Annotated in this window: 10 protein-coding genes; 8 read left to right on the forward strand and 2 right to left on the reverse strand. The window is 71.2% G+C overall.

The window, feature by feature from the left end; all coding sequences use genetic code 11:
* Positions 1–87 precede the first annotated feature (87 nt).
* Complete coding sequence (locus ACQEVM_RS09130) at positions 88–1,536, forward strand: M1 family metallopeptidase (RefSeq protein WP_433076732.1); 1,449 nt, start codon at positions 88–90, stop codon at positions 1,534–1,536.
* A 222-nt stretch (positions 1,537–1,758) separates the two neighbouring features.
* A complete protein-coding gene (gene hflX, locus ACQEVM_RS09135) occupies positions 1,759–3,264 on the forward strand; it encodes a GTPase HflX (RefSeq protein WP_433076734.1) in 1,506 nt (501 codons plus the stop codon).
* 219 nt (positions 3,265–3,483) lie between these two features.
* Here hflX and ACQEVM_RS09140 read toward each other — a convergent pair whose 3' ends face one another.
* Complete coding sequence (locus ACQEVM_RS09140) at positions 3,484–4,662, reverse strand: trypsin-like serine peptidase (protein ID WP_433076736.1); 1,179 nt, start codon at positions 4,660–4,662, stop codon at positions 3,484–3,486.
* 487 nt (positions 4,663–5,149) lie between these two features.
* Between ACQEVM_RS09140 and ACQEVM_RS09145 the strand changes: the two genes are divergently transcribed.
* The 5 genes from ACQEVM_RS09145 (at position 5,150) to ACQEVM_RS09165 (ending at position 14,834) form a co-directional block, all read left to right on the forward strand.
* The gene (locus ACQEVM_RS09145; protein WP_433079901.1) at positions 5,150–6,469 is read left to right on the forward strand and encodes a diaminobutyrate--2-oxoglutarate transaminase family protein; all 1,320 of its coding nucleotides are present in this window, start codon (positions 5,150–5,152) and stop codon (positions 6,467–6,469) included.
* Positions 6,470–8,409: 1,940 nt separating this feature from the next.
* Complete coding sequence (locus ACQEVM_RS09150) at positions 8,410–10,146, forward strand: IucA/IucC family protein (RefSeq protein ID WP_433076738.1); 1,737 nt, start codon at positions 8,410–8,412, stop codon at positions 10,144–10,146.
* 31 nt (positions 10,147–10,177) lie between these two features.
* Complete coding sequence (locus tag ACQEVM_RS09155) at positions 10,178–10,861, forward strand: GNAT family N-acetyltransferase (RefSeq protein WP_433076740.1); 684 nt, start codon at positions 10,178–10,180, stop codon at positions 10,859–10,861.
* A gap of 93 nt (positions 10,862–10,954) precedes the next feature.
* Positions 10,955–12,811 (forward strand): IucA/IucC family protein, encoded by a 1,857-nt coding sequence (locus ACQEVM_RS09160; RefSeq protein WP_433076742.1) that lies wholly within the window; start codon positions 10,955–10,957, stop codon positions 12,809–12,811.
* Between the two features lie 52 nt (positions 12,812–12,863).
* Positions 12,864–14,834, forward strand: coding sequence for an ATP-dependent DNA helicase (locus tag ACQEVM_RS09165; RefSeq protein ID WP_433076744.1), 1,971 nt, complete (start codon positions 12,864–12,866; stop codon positions 14,832–14,834).
* 115 nt (positions 14,835–14,949) lie between these two features.
* On the opposite strand, the gene lexA is transcribed toward ACQEVM_RS09165, so the two are convergent.
* Entirely contained in the window at positions 14,950–15,741 is a 792-nt protein-coding gene (gene lexA / locus ACQEVM_RS09170; protein WP_267827719.1) for a transcriptional repressor LexA, read from the reverse strand.
* Between the two features lie 469 nt (positions 15,742–16,210).
* On the opposite strand from lexA, the gene nrdR reads away from it, so the two are divergent.
* Positions 16,211–16,726, forward strand: coding sequence for a transcriptional regulator NrdR (gene nrdR, locus ACQEVM_RS09175; RefSeq protein ID WP_267803481.1), 516 nt, complete (start codon positions 16,211–16,213; stop codon positions 16,724–16,726).
* Positions 16,727–16,834: the final 108 nt, after the last annotated feature.

A 16,834-nucleotide genomic window follows, 5' to 3' on the forward strand; every position in this document is an offset into this window, starting at 1 on the left:
CGTGCCACGGGGTCGGACGCCCTCGTTCGGGTGCACCCGGCGCGCGCCGTACGCGGCCCGATGCCGGGCGCTGGTAAGCGATGGGGGATGCAGCTCACCTCCCCCCGCCTGCGTGCCGCCCTGCTCGCCGCCGCCTCGCTCACCCTCGTCGCCGCCGTACTGCCCCCACCCCGGTCGCTGGGCATCGGCGACCGGCTCTTCCCCGAGCTGGGCAACCCCGGGTACGACGTCCTCTCGTACGACCTGTCCCTGACGTACAAGGACAACCGGACCCCGCTCGACGCCGTCACCGTCATCAGCGCCCGCACCCTGCACGCGCTCGACCGCATCAACCTCGACTTCACCCACGGCCAGGTGGCGTCCGCCGAGGTCAACGGGGAACCGGCGCGGTTCGAGAGCGTGGGAGAGGACCTCGTGCTGACCCCCGCCCGCCCGGTCACCCAGGGATCCGTGCTGAGCATCACCGTGCGCCACACCAGTGACCCGCGCGGTCGAGGCGACGGCGGCTGGGTGCCCACCGAGGACGGACTGGCCATGGCCAACCAGGCCGACGCCGCCCACCGCGTCTTCCCGTGCAACGACCACCCCGCCGACAAGGCGTACTTCACCTTCCGGATCACCGCCCCGGCCGGACTCACGGCCGTGGCCAACGGACTGCCGGGCGCGCTCCCGACCCGGCGCGCGGGCGGCCCGACCACCTGGACCTACCGCACCCTGCACCCCATGGCCACCGAACTGGCCCAGGTCTCCGTCGGTACCTCGGAGGTCGTCCACCACACGGGCCCGCACGGACTGCCGCTGCGCGACGTGGTGCCCGCCGCCGACCGGGTGCGCCTGGAACCCTGGCTGAAGAAGACCGACGGTCACGTCCGGTGGATGGAGGAGCGGGTCGGTCGCTACCCCTTCGAGAACTACGGCGTGCTGATCGCCCGGGCCAAGACCGGCTTCGAGCTGGAGACCCAGACCCTCTCCCTCTTCGAGCACGGCCTGTTCTCCGGGGACGCCGGCTACCCGGAGTGGTACGTCGAGTCCGTGATGGTCCACGAGCTCGCACACCAGTGGTTCGGGGACAGCGTGAGCCCCCGCACCTGGTCCGACCTGTGGCTCAACGAAGGGCACGCGACCTGGTACGAGGCCCTGTACGCCGACGGGCTCGGCAAGTACTCCCTGGAGCGGCGCATGCGCGAGGCGTACCAACGCTCCGACCAGTGGCGGGCCGCCGGCGGCCCCCCTGCCGCCCCGAAGGCCGCGGCCCCCGGCGAGAAGATCGGCCTGTTCCGGCCCGTGGTCTACGACGGGGCCGCGCTGATCCTGTACGCCCTGCGCCAGGAGGTCGGCGTCGCGGCCTTCGACCGGATCGAGCGCCGCTGGGTGTCCGAGCACGCGGATTCCACGGCCGGCACGGACGACTTCGTACGCCTGGCATCACAGGAGGCGGGGCGCGACCTGACGGCCTTCCTCAAGCCGTGGCTGTACGGCATGACCACCCCCGCGATGCCGGGGCACCCGGAATGGGGCGGCCCGAAAAGCGTGTGACGCGCCCGGAACGGGCATGTCACCATCAACGAGGCCGTTCGGCGGCCGCTCGGCGGTCGATCGGCGGCCATGCGGCGGTCGGTCGGGCCTGATCGGGCCAGGGCTCGGGTTCCGGGAATCACCGGGCGGTGTGACGCGTTGGACGTGACAGTGTTGTGTCACGTTCGGCGGTAGCGTTGGCCATTGCCGGGCGCGACGCATACGAATCGACGTAAGGATCCAATGACCTCCTCTTCTTCCCCTTCCCAGGACGCGCGGGACGCACAGGACGTGCGTGACCCGCAGAGCTTCACCGAGAGCCTTCGGGCCGATGCCCTGATGGAAGAGGACGTCGCCTGGAGCCACCAGATCGACGGAGACCGGGACGGCGAGCAGTTCGAGCGCTCCGAGCGCGCGGCACTGCGGCGCGTGGTCGGCCTCTCCACCGAACTCGAAGACGTCACCGAGGTCGAGTACCGACAGCTCCGCCTGGAGCGCGTCGTACTCGTCGGTGTCTGGACCTCCGGCACGGTGACGGACGCCGAGAACTCCCTCGCGGAGCTCGCAGCCCTCGCCGAGACGGCGGGCGCCCTCGTCCTCGACGGCGTGATCCAGCGTCGCGACAAGCCCGACCCGGCCACCTTCATCGGCTCCGGCAAGGCCCGCGAGCTGCGCGACATCGTCATGGAGAGCGGCGCCGACACCGTCGTCTGCGACGGTGAGCTCAGCCCCGGCCAGCTCATCGCCCTCGAAGACGTGGTCAAGGTCAAGGTCGTCGACCGTACCGCGCTCATCCTCGACATCTTCGCCCAGCACGCGAAGTCCCGAGAGGGCAAGGCCCAGGTCGCGCTCGCGCAGATGCAGTACATGCTGCCGCGCCTGCGTGGCTGGGGTGCCTCGCTGTCCCGTCAGATGGGTGGCGGCGGCGGTGGCGGCATGGCCACCCGAGGTCCCGGTGAAACCAAGATCGAAACCGACCGGCGTCGGATCCGCGAGAAGATGGCGAAGATGCGCCGGGAGATCGCGGACATGAAGACCGGCCGAGACATCAAGCGCCAGGAACGCCGGCGCAACAAGGTTCCCTCGGTCGCCATCGCCGGCTACACCAACGCCGGCAAGTCCTCGCTGCTCAACCGCCTCACCGGCGCCGGCGTGCTGGTGGAGAACTCGCTGTTCGCCACCCTCGACCCGACCGTGCGCCGGGCCGAAACGCCGTCCGGCCGGATCTACACCCTGGCCGACACGGTCGGCTTCGTCCGGCACCTGCCCCACCACCTGGTCGAGGCGTTCCGCTCCACGATGGAGGAGGTCGGCGACTCCGACCTCATCCTGCACATCGTGGACGGCTCACACCCGGCCCCGGAGGAGCAGCTGGCGGCCGTCCGCGAGGTCATCCGCGAGGTCGGCGCGGTCAACGTGCCCGAGATCGTCGTGATCAACAAGGCGGACGCGGCGGACCCGCTCGTCCTCCAGCGGCTCCTGCGCATCGAGCGGCACTCCATCGCCGTCTCGGCCCGCACCGGCATGGGCATCGAGGAGCTGCTGACGCTCATCGACACCGAGCTGCCGCGGCCCGAGGTCGAGGTGGAGGCACTGGTGCCGTACACCCGCGGCTCGCTGATCGCCCGGGCACACGCCGAGGGCGAGGTCATCTCCGAGGAGCACACCCCGGAGGGCACCCTGCTCAAGGCGCGCGTCCACCAGGAACTGGCCGCGGACCTGGCGCCCTACGTACCGGCGAAGCACTGACCCGTGTGTCGATGAAGCATCGACGGATGTGTCGGTGAAGTACCGGCGAGCATGACACGGCGCGACATCACGTGACGGAGGGCCCCCGCATCGCGGGGGCCCTCCGTCACGTGATGTCCGTCGCGCGAGGCCCGATGCCCTGCGCATCGGGGTCGCGCGGCGCTCTCGGCGCGGTGCTCGCGCCACGTCGGGCCGGGCGCCGCGCGCCCGGCCCACCCGCTACTTGAACTTGGCGCTCACCGCGGAGTAGATGCCCTTGGCCTCCGGGCCCAGGCGCGGACCGGCCAACCAACCGGCCTTGGCCGGGCCGATCGAGGTGTTCGACACCAGCGCCGGCCTGCCGTCGGCACCCGCCGCGACCCAACCGCCACCCGAGGAACCGCCGGTCATGGTGCAACCGATGCGGTACATCACCGGGTCGGCCGCCTTCAACGACAGGCGACCGGGCTTGTCCGTGCACTGGAACGCCCGCTGGCCGTCGAACGGAGCCGCCGCCGGGTAGCCCGTCGCCGTGATGCCCGCGACCTTGCCCACCGCCGGCGCGTTGAAGTCCACCGGCAGCGCCGAACCGACCGTCTCCTCCAGCGACTTGCCACTGCCCTTCTCCGGAGCGACGTGCAGCACCGCGAAGTCGTACGGGGCGCCCGCGCCACCGCTCGGGCCGCCCGAAGCGATCCACTGGTCCGAGGTCTGCGCCCAGTCGCTCCACCACACGCCGTACGGGGCGACCTGCTCGCGCGGCGCACCCTTGAGCTGCGCCGACGCCTGGCCCGCGTTGTTGTAGGACGGCACGAAGGCGATGTTGCGGTACCAACCGCCCGCCTTGCCCGCGTGGACGCAGTGACCCGCCGTCCAGACCATGTTGGACTTGCCCGGGTGGGCAGGGTCCTTCACCACGGTCGCCGAGCAGACCATCGAACCCTCGGGGCCGTCGAAGAACACCTTGCCGGACGCCGGAATGGTGGAGTGGTACGGAGCCGCAGCTCCCCTTGCCCGCACCGGCGCCGGGGTCGGGTCCGTGACCCCCTGGTCCTTGCCGGCGTCCGGGTCCACGGCCGGAGGCTGCGGAGTCTTGTCGGCGTCACGCATCCGGTCCGGGTCCCACAGACCCTCGATGACCGGGTTGATGTAGTCGCCCGCCTCGCGGAGCCAGTCCTCCTGCTTCCAGTTCTTCCACGCACCTCCCCGCCACTTCTCCAGGTCGACGCCGTGCTCCTTGAGCTTGTCCTTGAGCTCGTCCGGGATCGTTATCCCGTCCGTGGCACCGGGCGGAAGACTCGCGGCCACGGTCGGCTTGGCGTCGCCGCCGGCCTCCCCGTCGCCGGGGTCGCAGGCTGCGGCGGTCAGCGCGAGCGCGGCCGCGCACAGAATCGCGGTGACCGGTCGGATCGGTCGCATGTCGTAAATCCCCCTGGTGTTTCGAGGCGTTGAACGGGGTGGAGCGCGGTTGCCGCACGGGTGTACGGCAAGCGCAGCACCCCACTATGCCGCTGCTCCCAAGGACGGCACAGCCCGGGGCCACGGTTCCTGCCCGTCGAACCATCCTCGGAACTTGTTCGATTCGGACATCTCGGAGGACATCGCGGCAGACCTTACGGCGGACATTTGGGACGGATGTCGAGGACGGCATCGGGGCGGACCGCACAAAGGACCACGCAACGGACCACGCAACGGACTTGGCGATGCACTTGGCGACGGACTTGGCGACGGACAAGGATCTTCGGTCCACCCGTGATCCGTGGCCGTCACCGTCGTTGGTACGTACGGGGGACGGGGGAGCAGCGTTCATGTTCGAAACGCAATCCGGAAGAGAATCCGTGCGGGAGGACCGACACTCGTGGCTTTGAGCGAGGCTTTCACCGAGTCGGCCGCGGCCGCGGAGCAGATCCCGCCGCAAGGAACCAGAGGACCCGTCGCCGCCGAAACCATCCTGCGCAGACAGGCACAACGAGAGTCCGCCGCCCGGACGTACGCGCGCTCGCTGCCCATCGTTCCGGTACGCGCCCGGGGCCTGACGATCGAGGGCGCGGACGGACGGCGCTACCTCGACTGCCTGTCCGGCGCGGGCACGCTCGCCCTCGGGCACAACCACCCCGTCGTGCTCGAAGCCATCCGCGCCGTCCTCGACTCCGGGGCACCGTTGCACGTCCTCGACCTGGCCACCCCGGTCAAGGACGCCTTCACCACCGAGCTGTTCGCGAACCTTCCGGCCGCGCTCGCGGCCGACGCCCGGATCCAGTTCTGCGGGCCGGCCGGGACGGATGCCGTCGAAGCCGCGCTCAAGCTGGTCCGCACCGCCACCGGGCGTTCCGGGCTGATGGCCTTCACGGGCGCATACCACGGCATGACCGCAGGAGCCCTGGACGCCTCCGGTGGAGCCTCCGACGTACGGGTCACCCGGCTTCCGTATCCACAGGACCACCGCTGCCCGTTCGGCGTCGGCGGGGCCGAGGGCGCGCGGCTCGGCGCCCGTTGGACCGAGAGCCTGCTCGACGACCCGAAAGGCGGGGTACCCACCCCCGCCGGGCTCATCGTCGAACCCGTACAAGGGGAGGGCGGAGTCCACCCCGCCCCGGACGACTGGCTCCGGCGGATGCGCGAAATCACCAAGGCCCGCGGGATCCCGCTGATCGCAGACGAGGTCCAGACGGGTGTGGGGCGCACCGGGGCCTTCTGGGGCGTGGACCATGCGGGAGTGGTGCCCGATGTGATGGTCCTGTCCAAGGCGATCGGCGGCAGTCTGCCGCTCGCGGTGATCGTCTACCGGTCCGAACTCGACGTCTGGGCGCCCGGCGCCCACGCCGGTACGTTCCGCGGCAACCAACTGGCCATGGCCGCGGGCACCGCCACCCTGGCCTACGTCCGCCACAACAACCTCGCAGAACGCGCCGGGGTACTGGGCGAACGCATGCTGGCCGCCCTGCGCTCACTGGCCGCCGACCATCCGTGCATCGGCGACGTACGGGGTCGCGGCCTGATGTTGGGCGTCGAACTCGTGGACCCCGACACCGGGGACGCCGCCCCGGACCTCGCCGCCACCGTCCGCCGGGAGTGCCTGGACCGCGGGTTGATCGTCGAACTCGGGGGCCGCCACTCCTGCGTGGTTCGTCTGCTGCCCCCGCTGACCCTGACCGACGAACAGGCCGCAGCCGTCCTGGAGCGGCTGGCCGACGCCATCGCCGCAGCCGCCCGACGGTCCCACTGACCCCACCCGCACCCCAAGGACCCCCGATGCCGGACCCCTCCACCCCCCACCCTGCCCCGTCCCCGTGGGCCGGCAACCCGACGCCGATCCTCACGCCGGATCCGGCCCTCACACCGACGCCGGCCTCCACGCCCGCGCCCGACCCGAGCCCGGAGCGCAGCCCGAGCCCGGAGTTCAGCCCGAGCCCGGAGTTCAGCCCGAGGGTGGCTTCGAGCACCGAACCCAGTCCGGGCGCGAACCGCCGGCCGGGCTGGGCCCTCCGGCCGGGGGAGAGCCCGGCCCGGGAGTTCAGCGGGAGTGCGGGCTGCGATCCGGTCGTGGACCGCGATCCCGGGTCGGACCTCGGCCCAGGGGAGGTCCCGGGACCGGAGTTCAGCCCGGGCCCGGGTCGGCAGAGTCCGGAGCCCACCCCGCGCGCCGACGCGGCCCGCCCCGCCCCGTTCGCCGCCGTGCCTGAAGCTCCGCACCCTGCCACTCCTCTCGCCCGTGCGGCCTCGGGCGCCCGGACCCCCGACCCGGCCGGCGCCCCGACCGCCTCGACCTTGGCCGCCCAGGGTCCGGCCGCATCGGTCAGGTCCCCGGGCCCGGCTTCGACCACCCCGGCTACCGGGGTGTCATCTCCCTCGACTTCGCCCCGAGGCTTGGATCCGGCCGTCACGACCACGCACACGGTCAGCACCCCGGAGGCCGCGAACCTGGTCGACTCACCCTCGAATCCGGCCTCGACGCCTGCTTCTGCTTCTGCTTTGACGTCTGCTTCGACTTCGACTTCGAGGGCGTTCGTCTCGGGCCGAGCCTCGGTTTCGGGCGGGACGCCCGCTCGGGAGACCTCGGCAGCGGAGACGTGGTCTGCACCGGTTCTGGCGCCTACCGCGGCCCTGGACTGGGCGGTGGCTCGCTCCGCGCAGGCCCCTGTCCCCGCTGGTCCGGCAGCCCCGGCCCCGGTCAGCTCTGAGTCCCTGGCCGTTCGGGCTTCAACTCACCCGTGCCCTGACACACGATCACCCGCCCCGCGATCGACGACAGGTCAGCGGCTCCAGGCGTCGGCCACCCTGTCCTCTTGGCCGGCCCCGGATTCCGCCCCGACGGCGAGCCCGGCCCGGCCGGCCCAGAGCAACGGTCCCGTGCTCGCCGTCCAGCCCGCACATGGCACGCCCGCGCACGGGGCCACGGGCCAAGACCTCACTCCGCTCCTCTGGCTCGCCCCCACACCGCTCGGCTCGGGAACGGCTCCGGCTGAAGCCCGGTCCGTCGACCCGGGAGACCCCGGACCCGGCCGGTTCCAGGCGTTGTCCTCCATTCAGGGGGCGCCCCACGAGGACGCCCCCTCGCCCCACCTCGTACCGGACCCGGTACGAGACACCGCCCCCACCTCACCACCCGACCTGCCGACCCCGCCCGCCCAGCCGGAGTCGACACCGGCAGCGGGCACCCGCCAGACCCCACCCGATTCCGGCACCGCACCCGACCGGGACCCCCTGCCCACTCCCGCGGCAGCACCCAGCCCAAGCCCCGGCACCAGCACCAGCACCAGCCCAGGTTCCAGCCCCACCCCCAGCGCAAGCCCCGGCTTCAACCCCGGAGCCGCCCCAGCGCCAGAGGCCGGTCCGCCGGCAGGTGCGGAGCCCGACCACGCGCCGGATGTGCCGGAGTACCGCAGCATCCCGGCCGCCCCGGAAGTCGACCGTTACCAGGCCGCCCCAACGTCCCAGCCCGTCCCGACATCGCCCGTCCCGACATCCGCAGTTGGTCCAAGGCCCCGGGCCGAGGAACCCGCCCGGGCCGAGGAACCCGCCCGGACCGAGGTGCCGCCACTGGCCGAGGCGGCGGCCGAACCGCACTCCACGGCCGTGTCCCCCGTCGTCGGCGTGCCACGGCAGTCGGGTGGGAGCCGCAGCTCGGGAGCAGGCGGAGTCGGCCCCGTCGGACCGGAATCGGCCTTGCTCCCCGATCCCCTCGACCACCCCGATCCGGCCCTCGCCGCCGAGACCGCCGCGGTGGAGAACCTGCTGCGGTGCTGGGTCCGCGAAAGCGGCCTCGGTCGCCCCGACGGGCCCGCCGGAACACCGCTTCGCATCCCTCTCCCCGCATCCGGCACGGCGGTCCTCGTCGCCATCCGGTACTGGTCCCCGGGCGGCTGGCACCGCTTCGCCCCCGCCCGGATCGAAGGTGCCCCGGCCGAAGCCCCCGCCCTGGACGCCGTGACCCTCGCCGCGCTCATCGCGCGTGAGGGCACCGGCCGAGGTGGCGCCGATCTGGTCGGCCGGGTCGCCGACTCGGTCCAGCGCACGGCGGAGTTCATCACCGAGCGCCGAGCCCGCCCCGCCGCCCCCGCCCCCGTCGCCGAGGACCGATTCCTCACCGCCGAGCAGTCGCTCCTCCTCGGCCATCCCCTGCACCCGACCCCGAAGAGCCGCCAAGGCCTCTCCGAAGCCGAAGTGCGCCGCTACTCACCCGAACTCCACGGCTCCTTCCCCGTGCACTGGTTCGCGGTCGCGCCCGCCGTCCTCGCCACCGACTCCGCCTGGACCGAACGAGGCCGCCCGGTTTCCGCCGCCCAACTGCTCACCCGCCTCGCCCCCGGCCTCCAACCACCCACCGGCACCACCCTTCTTCCGCTCCACCCCTGGCAGGCCCGCGACCTCCTCCAACGCCCGGCCGTGGCCGCCCTGTGCGATGCCGGACTACTGACCGACCTGGGCCCGTACGGTGACGCCTGGTACCCCACCTCCTCCATTCGCACCGTCCACCGCCCCGGTTCCCCCGCGATGCTCAAGCTGTCCCTGGGCCTGCGCATCACCAACTCCCGCAGAGAGAACCTCCGCAAGGAACTCCACCGCGGCGTCGAGGTTCACCGCCTCCTGCGCGCCGGACTCGCAGAACAGTGGCAGTCGGCCCACCCCGGTTTCGACATCGTCCGCGACCCCGCCTGGGTCGCCGTCGACTCCCTCGACGGCACCCCCGTCCCGGGACTCGATGCGCTGCTGCGCCACAACCCCTTCCGCTCCGAGGACGACGCCCTCTGCGTCGCCGCGCTGACCACTCCCCGCCCGTGGCCCGGTCGGACCACGGTGCGCTCCCCGCTCGCCGAGACCATCGCCGGGCTCGCCATCTCCACCGGGCGCGCGGTCCCCGCCGTCGCCGCCGAGTGGTTCCTGCGCTACCTCGACCACGTGGTCCTGCCGATCCTTGCCCTCGACGCGCTCGCCGGAGTCGCCCTCGAAGCGCACCAACAGAACACCCTGGTACTCCTCGACCCGGCCGGCTGGCCGATCGGCGGCCGCTACCGCGACAACCAGGGCTACTACTTCCGCGACTCCCACCGGGCGGAACTGCACCACCGGCTCCCCGGCATCGGCAGCGCCAGCGACACCTTCGTCTCCGACGCCGTCACCGACGAACGCTTCGCCTACTACCTCGGCATCAACAACGTGCTCGGCCTCATCGGCGCCTTCGGCTCCCAACACCTCGCCGACGAACGCGTGCTCCTCGCCGCCTTCCGCCGCTTCCTCGGGAAGAACTCGGGCCTCGGACCGCTCCCCTCCCAACTGCTCGACTCACCCACTCTCCGCTGCAAGGCCAACCTGCTCACCCGCCTGGACGGCCTCGACGAACTCGTCGGCCCCGTCGACACCCAGTCCGTCTACGTCACCATCGCCAACCCCCTTCACAACTGACGCGTCCGCACCGACACGGAGAAGAGCCCCCATGCCCTCCATCGACACCTCGACCGGTCCCGTCGGTTCAGCCCTCGCCACAACCGGCTACTACCTCGGCGCGATGCGTCGCTCCCCGCAGCGTTGGCCCCTGCTCGCCGAGGCCGACCTGCTCGACTCCCCGGCCACATGGGGCGCCGTCGCCACCGCTGCCGGAGCCTTCCGCCTCGAACCCGTGCGCCCACGTCGAGACCTGGACCTCCTCGTGGCTTGGATGAACGACCCGGAGGTGGCCGCCTACTGGGAACTCGCCGGCCCGGCCGCGACCACCGCCGATCACCTGCGGGCCCAGCTCGATGGCGACGGCCACAGCGTCCCCTGCCTCGGCCTCCTCGACGGCACGCCGATGAGCTACTGGGAGATCTACCGGGCCGACCTTGACCCGCTCGCCCGGCACTACCCGGCACGCCCCCACGACACCGGTATCCACCTGCTCATCGGAGACGGCACGAACCGCGGCCGAGGTCTGGGCACCACCTTGCTGCGCGCCGTCGCCGACCTGTTGCTCGACAACCGTCCACGTTGCACACGCGTCATCGCCGAACCGGACATCCGCAACACCCCCTCCGTATCAGCCTTCTTGAACTCCGGCTTTCGCTATTCCGCCGAAATCGACCTTCCCGAGAAGCGGGCGGCACTGATGATTCGGGAGCGGGCGCTGCGCAATCTCATCTGATCGCCGCCCCAGCGCTCCGAAGCATCCGCCTCGCGCCTCTCCCTTCGAAAACTCTGCGCCACGCAGCAAAGTTCCCGATCTCCGAGGAGTCCCGTGCCGAATTTTCCCGAAGCCCCCGACTCCCCGGAGCCCGCCCTGCCCCCGTCGCCCCAGCATCCGGTCACTCCGCCCGAGATCAACGCACCGACCTGGGACTTCGCGGCCCGCGCGCTGCTCGCCAAGATGCTCGGCGAATTCGCCTACGAGGAGATCGTCAGCCCCGTACCGACTCCGTCCGCCGCGGGCGACGCCTGGACCCTGACCCTCGACGACGGCTGTCGTCTCGGGTTCCGCGCGCGGCGGCGCTCGTACGGGAGTTGGCAGGTCGCCCCCGACACCATCACGCTCACCGCGCCGCCGCCCTCCACGGAGAGCTCGACCGCGTTCGGGGATCCGTACGAGTTCCTCATCCGGGCCCGCACCCTCCTCCGACTCGACGGAGAGACCCTCGGCCACCTGGTCCGCGAGCTGAGCGCCACCCTCGCCGCCGACGCCCGCCTCGATCACCACGCCCTGACCGCGGACCTGCTCGCCGACCTCGACTACGCCGCGCTCGAAGGACATCAGACGGGCCACCCCTGGCTCGTCCTCAACAAGGGCCGCATCGGACTGTCCGCCTCCGACACCGCCGCCTGGGCCCCCGAGGCCCGCACCCGAACACGGTTGCCCTGGCTCGCCGCGCACACCTCCCTGGCGGAGTACCGCGGCGCGGCCGGTCTGGAAGACCCCGCCCGGCTGTACTCCGCCGAACTCGACCCCGTCACCCGGGCCGGATTCGACCGGGTACTGCGCGACCGCGGCCTCGACCCGCGCGGCTACCTCTACCTTCCCGTGCACCCCTGGCAGTGGGACGAGATCGTGCTGCCCCTGTTCGCGCCGGCCCTGGCGTCGGGCGCCCTGGTGCCGCTGCCCGCGGACCTCGACATGCGCCTCCCGCAACAGTCGATCCGTACCTTCCTCAACCTCACCCGCCCCGACCGGCACAGCGTCAAACTGCCCCTCTCCGTCTTCAACACCATGGTCTGGCGGGGCCTGCCCTCGGATCTCGCGCTCGCGGCCCCCGCCGTCACCGGATGGATCCACTCCCTTCGTGACTCCGACCCCTTCCTGCGCGACGAATGCGGGGTCATCCTGCTGGGCGAGGTCGCGTCCGTCACCGTCCGCCATCCCGTCTACGACCGGCTCCCCGAGGTCCCGTACCAGTACAAGGAACTCCTCGGTGCGATCTGGCGCGAGCCGCTGACCGGCCGTCTCGCCCCCGGCGAGCGGGCCCGCACCCTCGCCTCGCTCCTCCACACGGACCCGCGCGGCCGCTCCTTCACCGCGGAGCTGGTCGCCCGCTCCGGGCTCACCCCCACCGTGTGGCTCCAGCGACTCTTCGCCGCCCTCCTGCCGCCGCTGCTCCACTTCCTCTACCGCTACGGGACCGTCTTCTCGCCGCACGGAGAGAACGCCATCGTGGTCTTCGACGAGAACGACGTCCCCGTCCGGCTGGCGGTCAAGGACTTCGTGGACGACATCAACATCAGCCGCGAACCGCTGCCCGAACACGCGTCGATGCCCGCCGAGGTCCGCGCCGTCCTCCTGACCGAGCCGCCGACCTTCCTCACCCAGTTCATCCACTCCGGACTGTTCATCGGCGTGTTCCGCTACCTGTCCGCGATCTGCGACGACCGGCTCGGCGTCCCCGAGGACGACTTCTGGTCCCTCGTCCGGGCGGAGATCCTTCACCACCAGTCCCGGTTCCCGGAGCTCAAGGAGCGCTTCGAGCTCTTCGACCTGCTCAGCGAGCGGATCGACCGGCTCTGTCTCAACCGGAACCGGCTCCACGAGGACGGCTACCGCGACCGGCCGGACCGCCCGCACGCCGTCACGCACGGCACCGTTCCCAACCCCCTTCACCGATCGTGAGCAGTCGTCGGTGCGGGCACTGTCAGTGGCGCCCCGTAGGCTTGGCGGTGCTATGACGAAGCCCTCCCTCCCCGACCTGCTGCATGCCGCCGTCTCCGCCGTCGGCGGCACGGAGCGGCCCGGCCAGGTGGCCATGGCCGAAGCCGTTGCCGAAGCGATCGACGAGAACTCCCACCGGCTGATCCAGGCAGGCACCGGTACCGGCAAGTCCCTCGGCTACCTGGTGCCCGCCCTCGCACACGGCGAGCGCGTGGTCGTCGCCACCGCGACCCTGGCCCTCCAGCGCCAGCTCGTCGAGCGCGACCTGCCCCGAACGGTGGAGGCACTGCATCCGCAGCTCCGGCGCCGCCCGCAGTTCGCCATGCTCAAGGGCCGTTCCAACTACCTGTGCATGCACCGACTCCACGAGGGCGCACCGCAGGACGAGGAGGAAGGCCTCTTCGACCAGTTCGAGGCGGCCGCCCCCAGCAGCAAGCTCGGGAAGGACCTCCTGCGCCTGCGCGACTGGGCGGACGATACCGAGACCGGCGACCGTGACGACCTGACGCCGGGCGTCTCCGACAAGGCATGGCAACAGATCTCCGTCTCGTCCAGCGAGTGCCTGGGCGCGACGAAGTGCGCCTACGGCGCCGAGTGCTTCGCCGAGGCCGCCCGTGAACGGGCCAAACTCGCCGACGTGGTCGTCACCAACCACGCGCTGCTCGCCATCGATGCCATCCAGGGCGCCCCGGTGCTGCCGCAGCACGAGGTGCTGATCGTGGACGAGGCCCACGAGCTGGTCTCCCGGGTGACGGGTGTCGCGACCGGTGAGCTCACCCCGGGGCAGGTCAATCGGGCCGTGAAGCGGGCCGCGAAGCTCGTGGACGAGAAGACGGCCGACGCCCTGCAGACCGCCTCCGAGTCGTTCGAGCGCGTCATGGAACTTGCGCTCCCGGGCCGGCTGGAGACGGTCCCCGAAGACCTCGGCTACGCACTGATGTCCCTGCGGGACTCCGCGCGCAACGTGATCTCGGCGATCGGCAACACCCGCGACAAGTCCGTTCAGGACGAGGACGCCGTGCGCAAGCAGGCTCTCGCCGCGGTGGAGAGCATCCACGGCGTGGCGGAGCGGATCGTCCTCGGGTCCGAGTACGACGTCGTCTGGTACGAGCGGCACGACCGCTTCGGTGCCACCCTGCGCGTCGCACCGCTGTCGGTGTCCGGGCTGCTGCGCGAGAAGCTGTTCGAGGACCGCTCGGTCGTCCTCACCTCCGCCACACTCAAACTGGGCGGGGACTTCAACGGGGTCGCCGCGTCGATGGGCCTGTCCCCGGAAGGGGTGGAGGGCGACGACGCTCCCGTCTGGCGGGGTCTGGACGTGGGATCCCCGTTCGACTACCCGAAGCAGGGAATCCTGTACGTCGCCAAGCATCTGGCCACACCCGGCCGGGAGGGCACCCGCGGCGACATGATGGACGAGCTCGCCGAGCTGATCGAGGCGGCCGGCGGTCGCACCCTCGGTCTCTTCTCTTCCATGCGGGGCGCCAAGGCGGCGGCCGAGGAACTGCGCGAGCGACTCGACCACCCGATCCTCCTCCAGGGCGAGGAGACGCTCGGCGAGTTGATCAAAACCTTCGCCTCGGATCCGAAGACCTGCCTGTTCGGGACGCTCTCGCTGTGGCAGGGCGTCGACGTGCCGGGTCCCAGCTGCCAGCTCGTGATCATGGATCGGATTCCGTTCCCGCGTCCCGACGATCCGTTGATGAGCGCGCGACAGAAGTCGGTCGAAGAACGTGGCGGCAACGGCTTCATGGCGGTGGCCGCCACACACGCGGCACTGCTCATGGCCCAGGGGGCGGGTCGGCTCGTCCGCGCAACGGGCGACAAGGGTGTCGTCGCCGTCCTGGACCCCCGACTGGCGACGGCTCGCTACGGCAGTTTCCTGCGGGCCACGCTCCCGGACTTCTGGTACACCACCGACCGGAACCAGGTCCGTCGCTCGCTGGCCGCCATCGACGCGACCGCCCAGGCGGACGGCAAGTAGCCGTACCTGGGGAAGCGGCAGCGGTGGAGCGGTGGGCACCACGGAAGCGAAGGTGGACACAAAGCAGCTCCGGGACCGGCGCAGTAGGTCCCGGAGCTGGCTGAGGGAGCGAGGGTCAGACCCTGCGCAGTACGGCGACGACCTTGCCGAGGATGGTCGCCTCGTCACCCGGGATCGGCTGGTACGCGGCGTTGTGCGGGAGCAGCCAGACATGGCCGTCCTCGCGCTTGAACCGCTTGACCGTGGCCTCGCCGTCCAGCATCGCGGCGACGATGTCGCCGTTCTCCGCGACGGGCTGGCGTCGGACGGTGACCCAGTCCCCGTCACAGATCGCGGCCTCGATCATCGAGTCGCCGACGACCTTGAGGACGAAGAGTTCACCGTCACCCACCAGCTGGCGGGGGAGGGGGAACACGTCCTCGACCGATTCCTCGGCGAGGATCGGGCCGCCGGCCGCGATCCGGCCCACCAGGGGAACGTACGACGCGGCAGGCTTGCCGGTGGTGTCGGTGGGCTGCGAGCTGGGCTGGTCCGAACCGCGGACCTCGTACGCCCGGGGGCGGTGCGGGTCGCGGCGCAGGAAGCCCTTGCGCTCCAGCGCCATCAGCTGGTGCGCGACCGACGAGGTGCTGGACAGCCCCACCGCCTGGCCGATCTCCCGCATCGACGGCGGGTATCCCCTGCGCTGCACGGAGTCGCGGATGACCTCGATGACCCTCCGCTGCCGATCCGTGAGTCCGGAACTGTCGGCGCGGATGCCTGGAGGTCGCCCTGGCAGCGAGCGAGCGGGGCGTGCGGGCTCCGTCTCCGGATTCTGACTTGCGTCATTCATGGCATGCACCGGCTCAAGTCGGCTCTGGGAGCGGTTCTGGGCAGTGATGGTGGCACTGTCTGCGGTCGTGGTCACGTCGGCCCCTCTCGAAATGTTCTCCCTAGCTGGACAACGGTAGTAGCTTTCGAAAGGTTGCGCCAAACACACGTTCGAGTGAAAAACCGAGGATCGTTCCCTTGGGATACTGCGGGAGGTGTATAGGCAGACCGTCCGTCGAACGTGGATTCGGTTCCGCATTCGCTGCTTACGGTACCCTTCCGGGTTGGATCGCCGGGTCCGGGCCGGCGTCCAGTGTGGCACCGAGGGCACCCGATCGCGGTCGGCTCGCGCCACGACACGCTGAGCGATGTAAATCCACCGCAACCCAAGATCTAGTGGTTGGATGAGCGCTGCCGCCCAGAAGTTGTGGTCCCCGGTCCGCCGGAGCCCCCGACATCGCATATGCTGGTGGCTGCTTCACGAGCCCCCGGCGGGGCCGTTTCCTCCGCCGTTCAGGGGCTCCGTGGGGTGATTCAGTCGTGCCGAGAAGGAGGGTGAGGGAACCATGCACTGCCCCTTCTGCAGGCACCCCGACAGCCGCGTAGTCGACAGCCGCACCACGGACGACGGTACGTCGATCCGGCGGCGCCGTCAGTGCCCCGACTGCTCCCGTCGCTTCACGACGGTGGAGACGGCCTCGCTGATGGTGATCAAGCGCAGCGGGGTGACCGAACCCTTCAGCCGCTCCAAGGTCATCTCTGGCGTCCGCAAGGCGTGCCAGGGGCGACCGGTCACCGAGGACGCCCTCGCCAAGCTCGGCCAGCGGGTCGAGGAGGCGGTGCGCGCCACCGGGAGTGCCGAGCTGACCACCCATGACGTGGGTCTGGCCATACTCGGCCCGTTGCAGGAACTCGACCTCGTCGCCTACCTGCGGTTCGCATCCGTTTACAAAGCGTTCGACACCCTCGAAGACTTCGAGACCGCCATCGTGGAATTGCGCGAGCGGCGGCCTCATCCCCCTGAGGTCGAGCCCGGAGGGACCCCCTCGGTCGTCCCCGTGCCCGCCTCCGCCTCCGACTGACCTGACGGGCCGCACAGCAGCGCGGTCTGCCCGGTCGGTTCGAGGCGCCTTCCGGCGGTAGCCGGGGGCAGATTCGTAGATACAAGACACACAGCACCGTGCCGCGGA

The sequence above is a fragment of the Streptomyces sp. CA-243310 genome (assembly GCF_050936775.1).
Classification (GTDB): Bacteria; Actinomycetota; Actinomycetes; order Streptomycetales; family Streptomycetaceae; genus Streptomyces.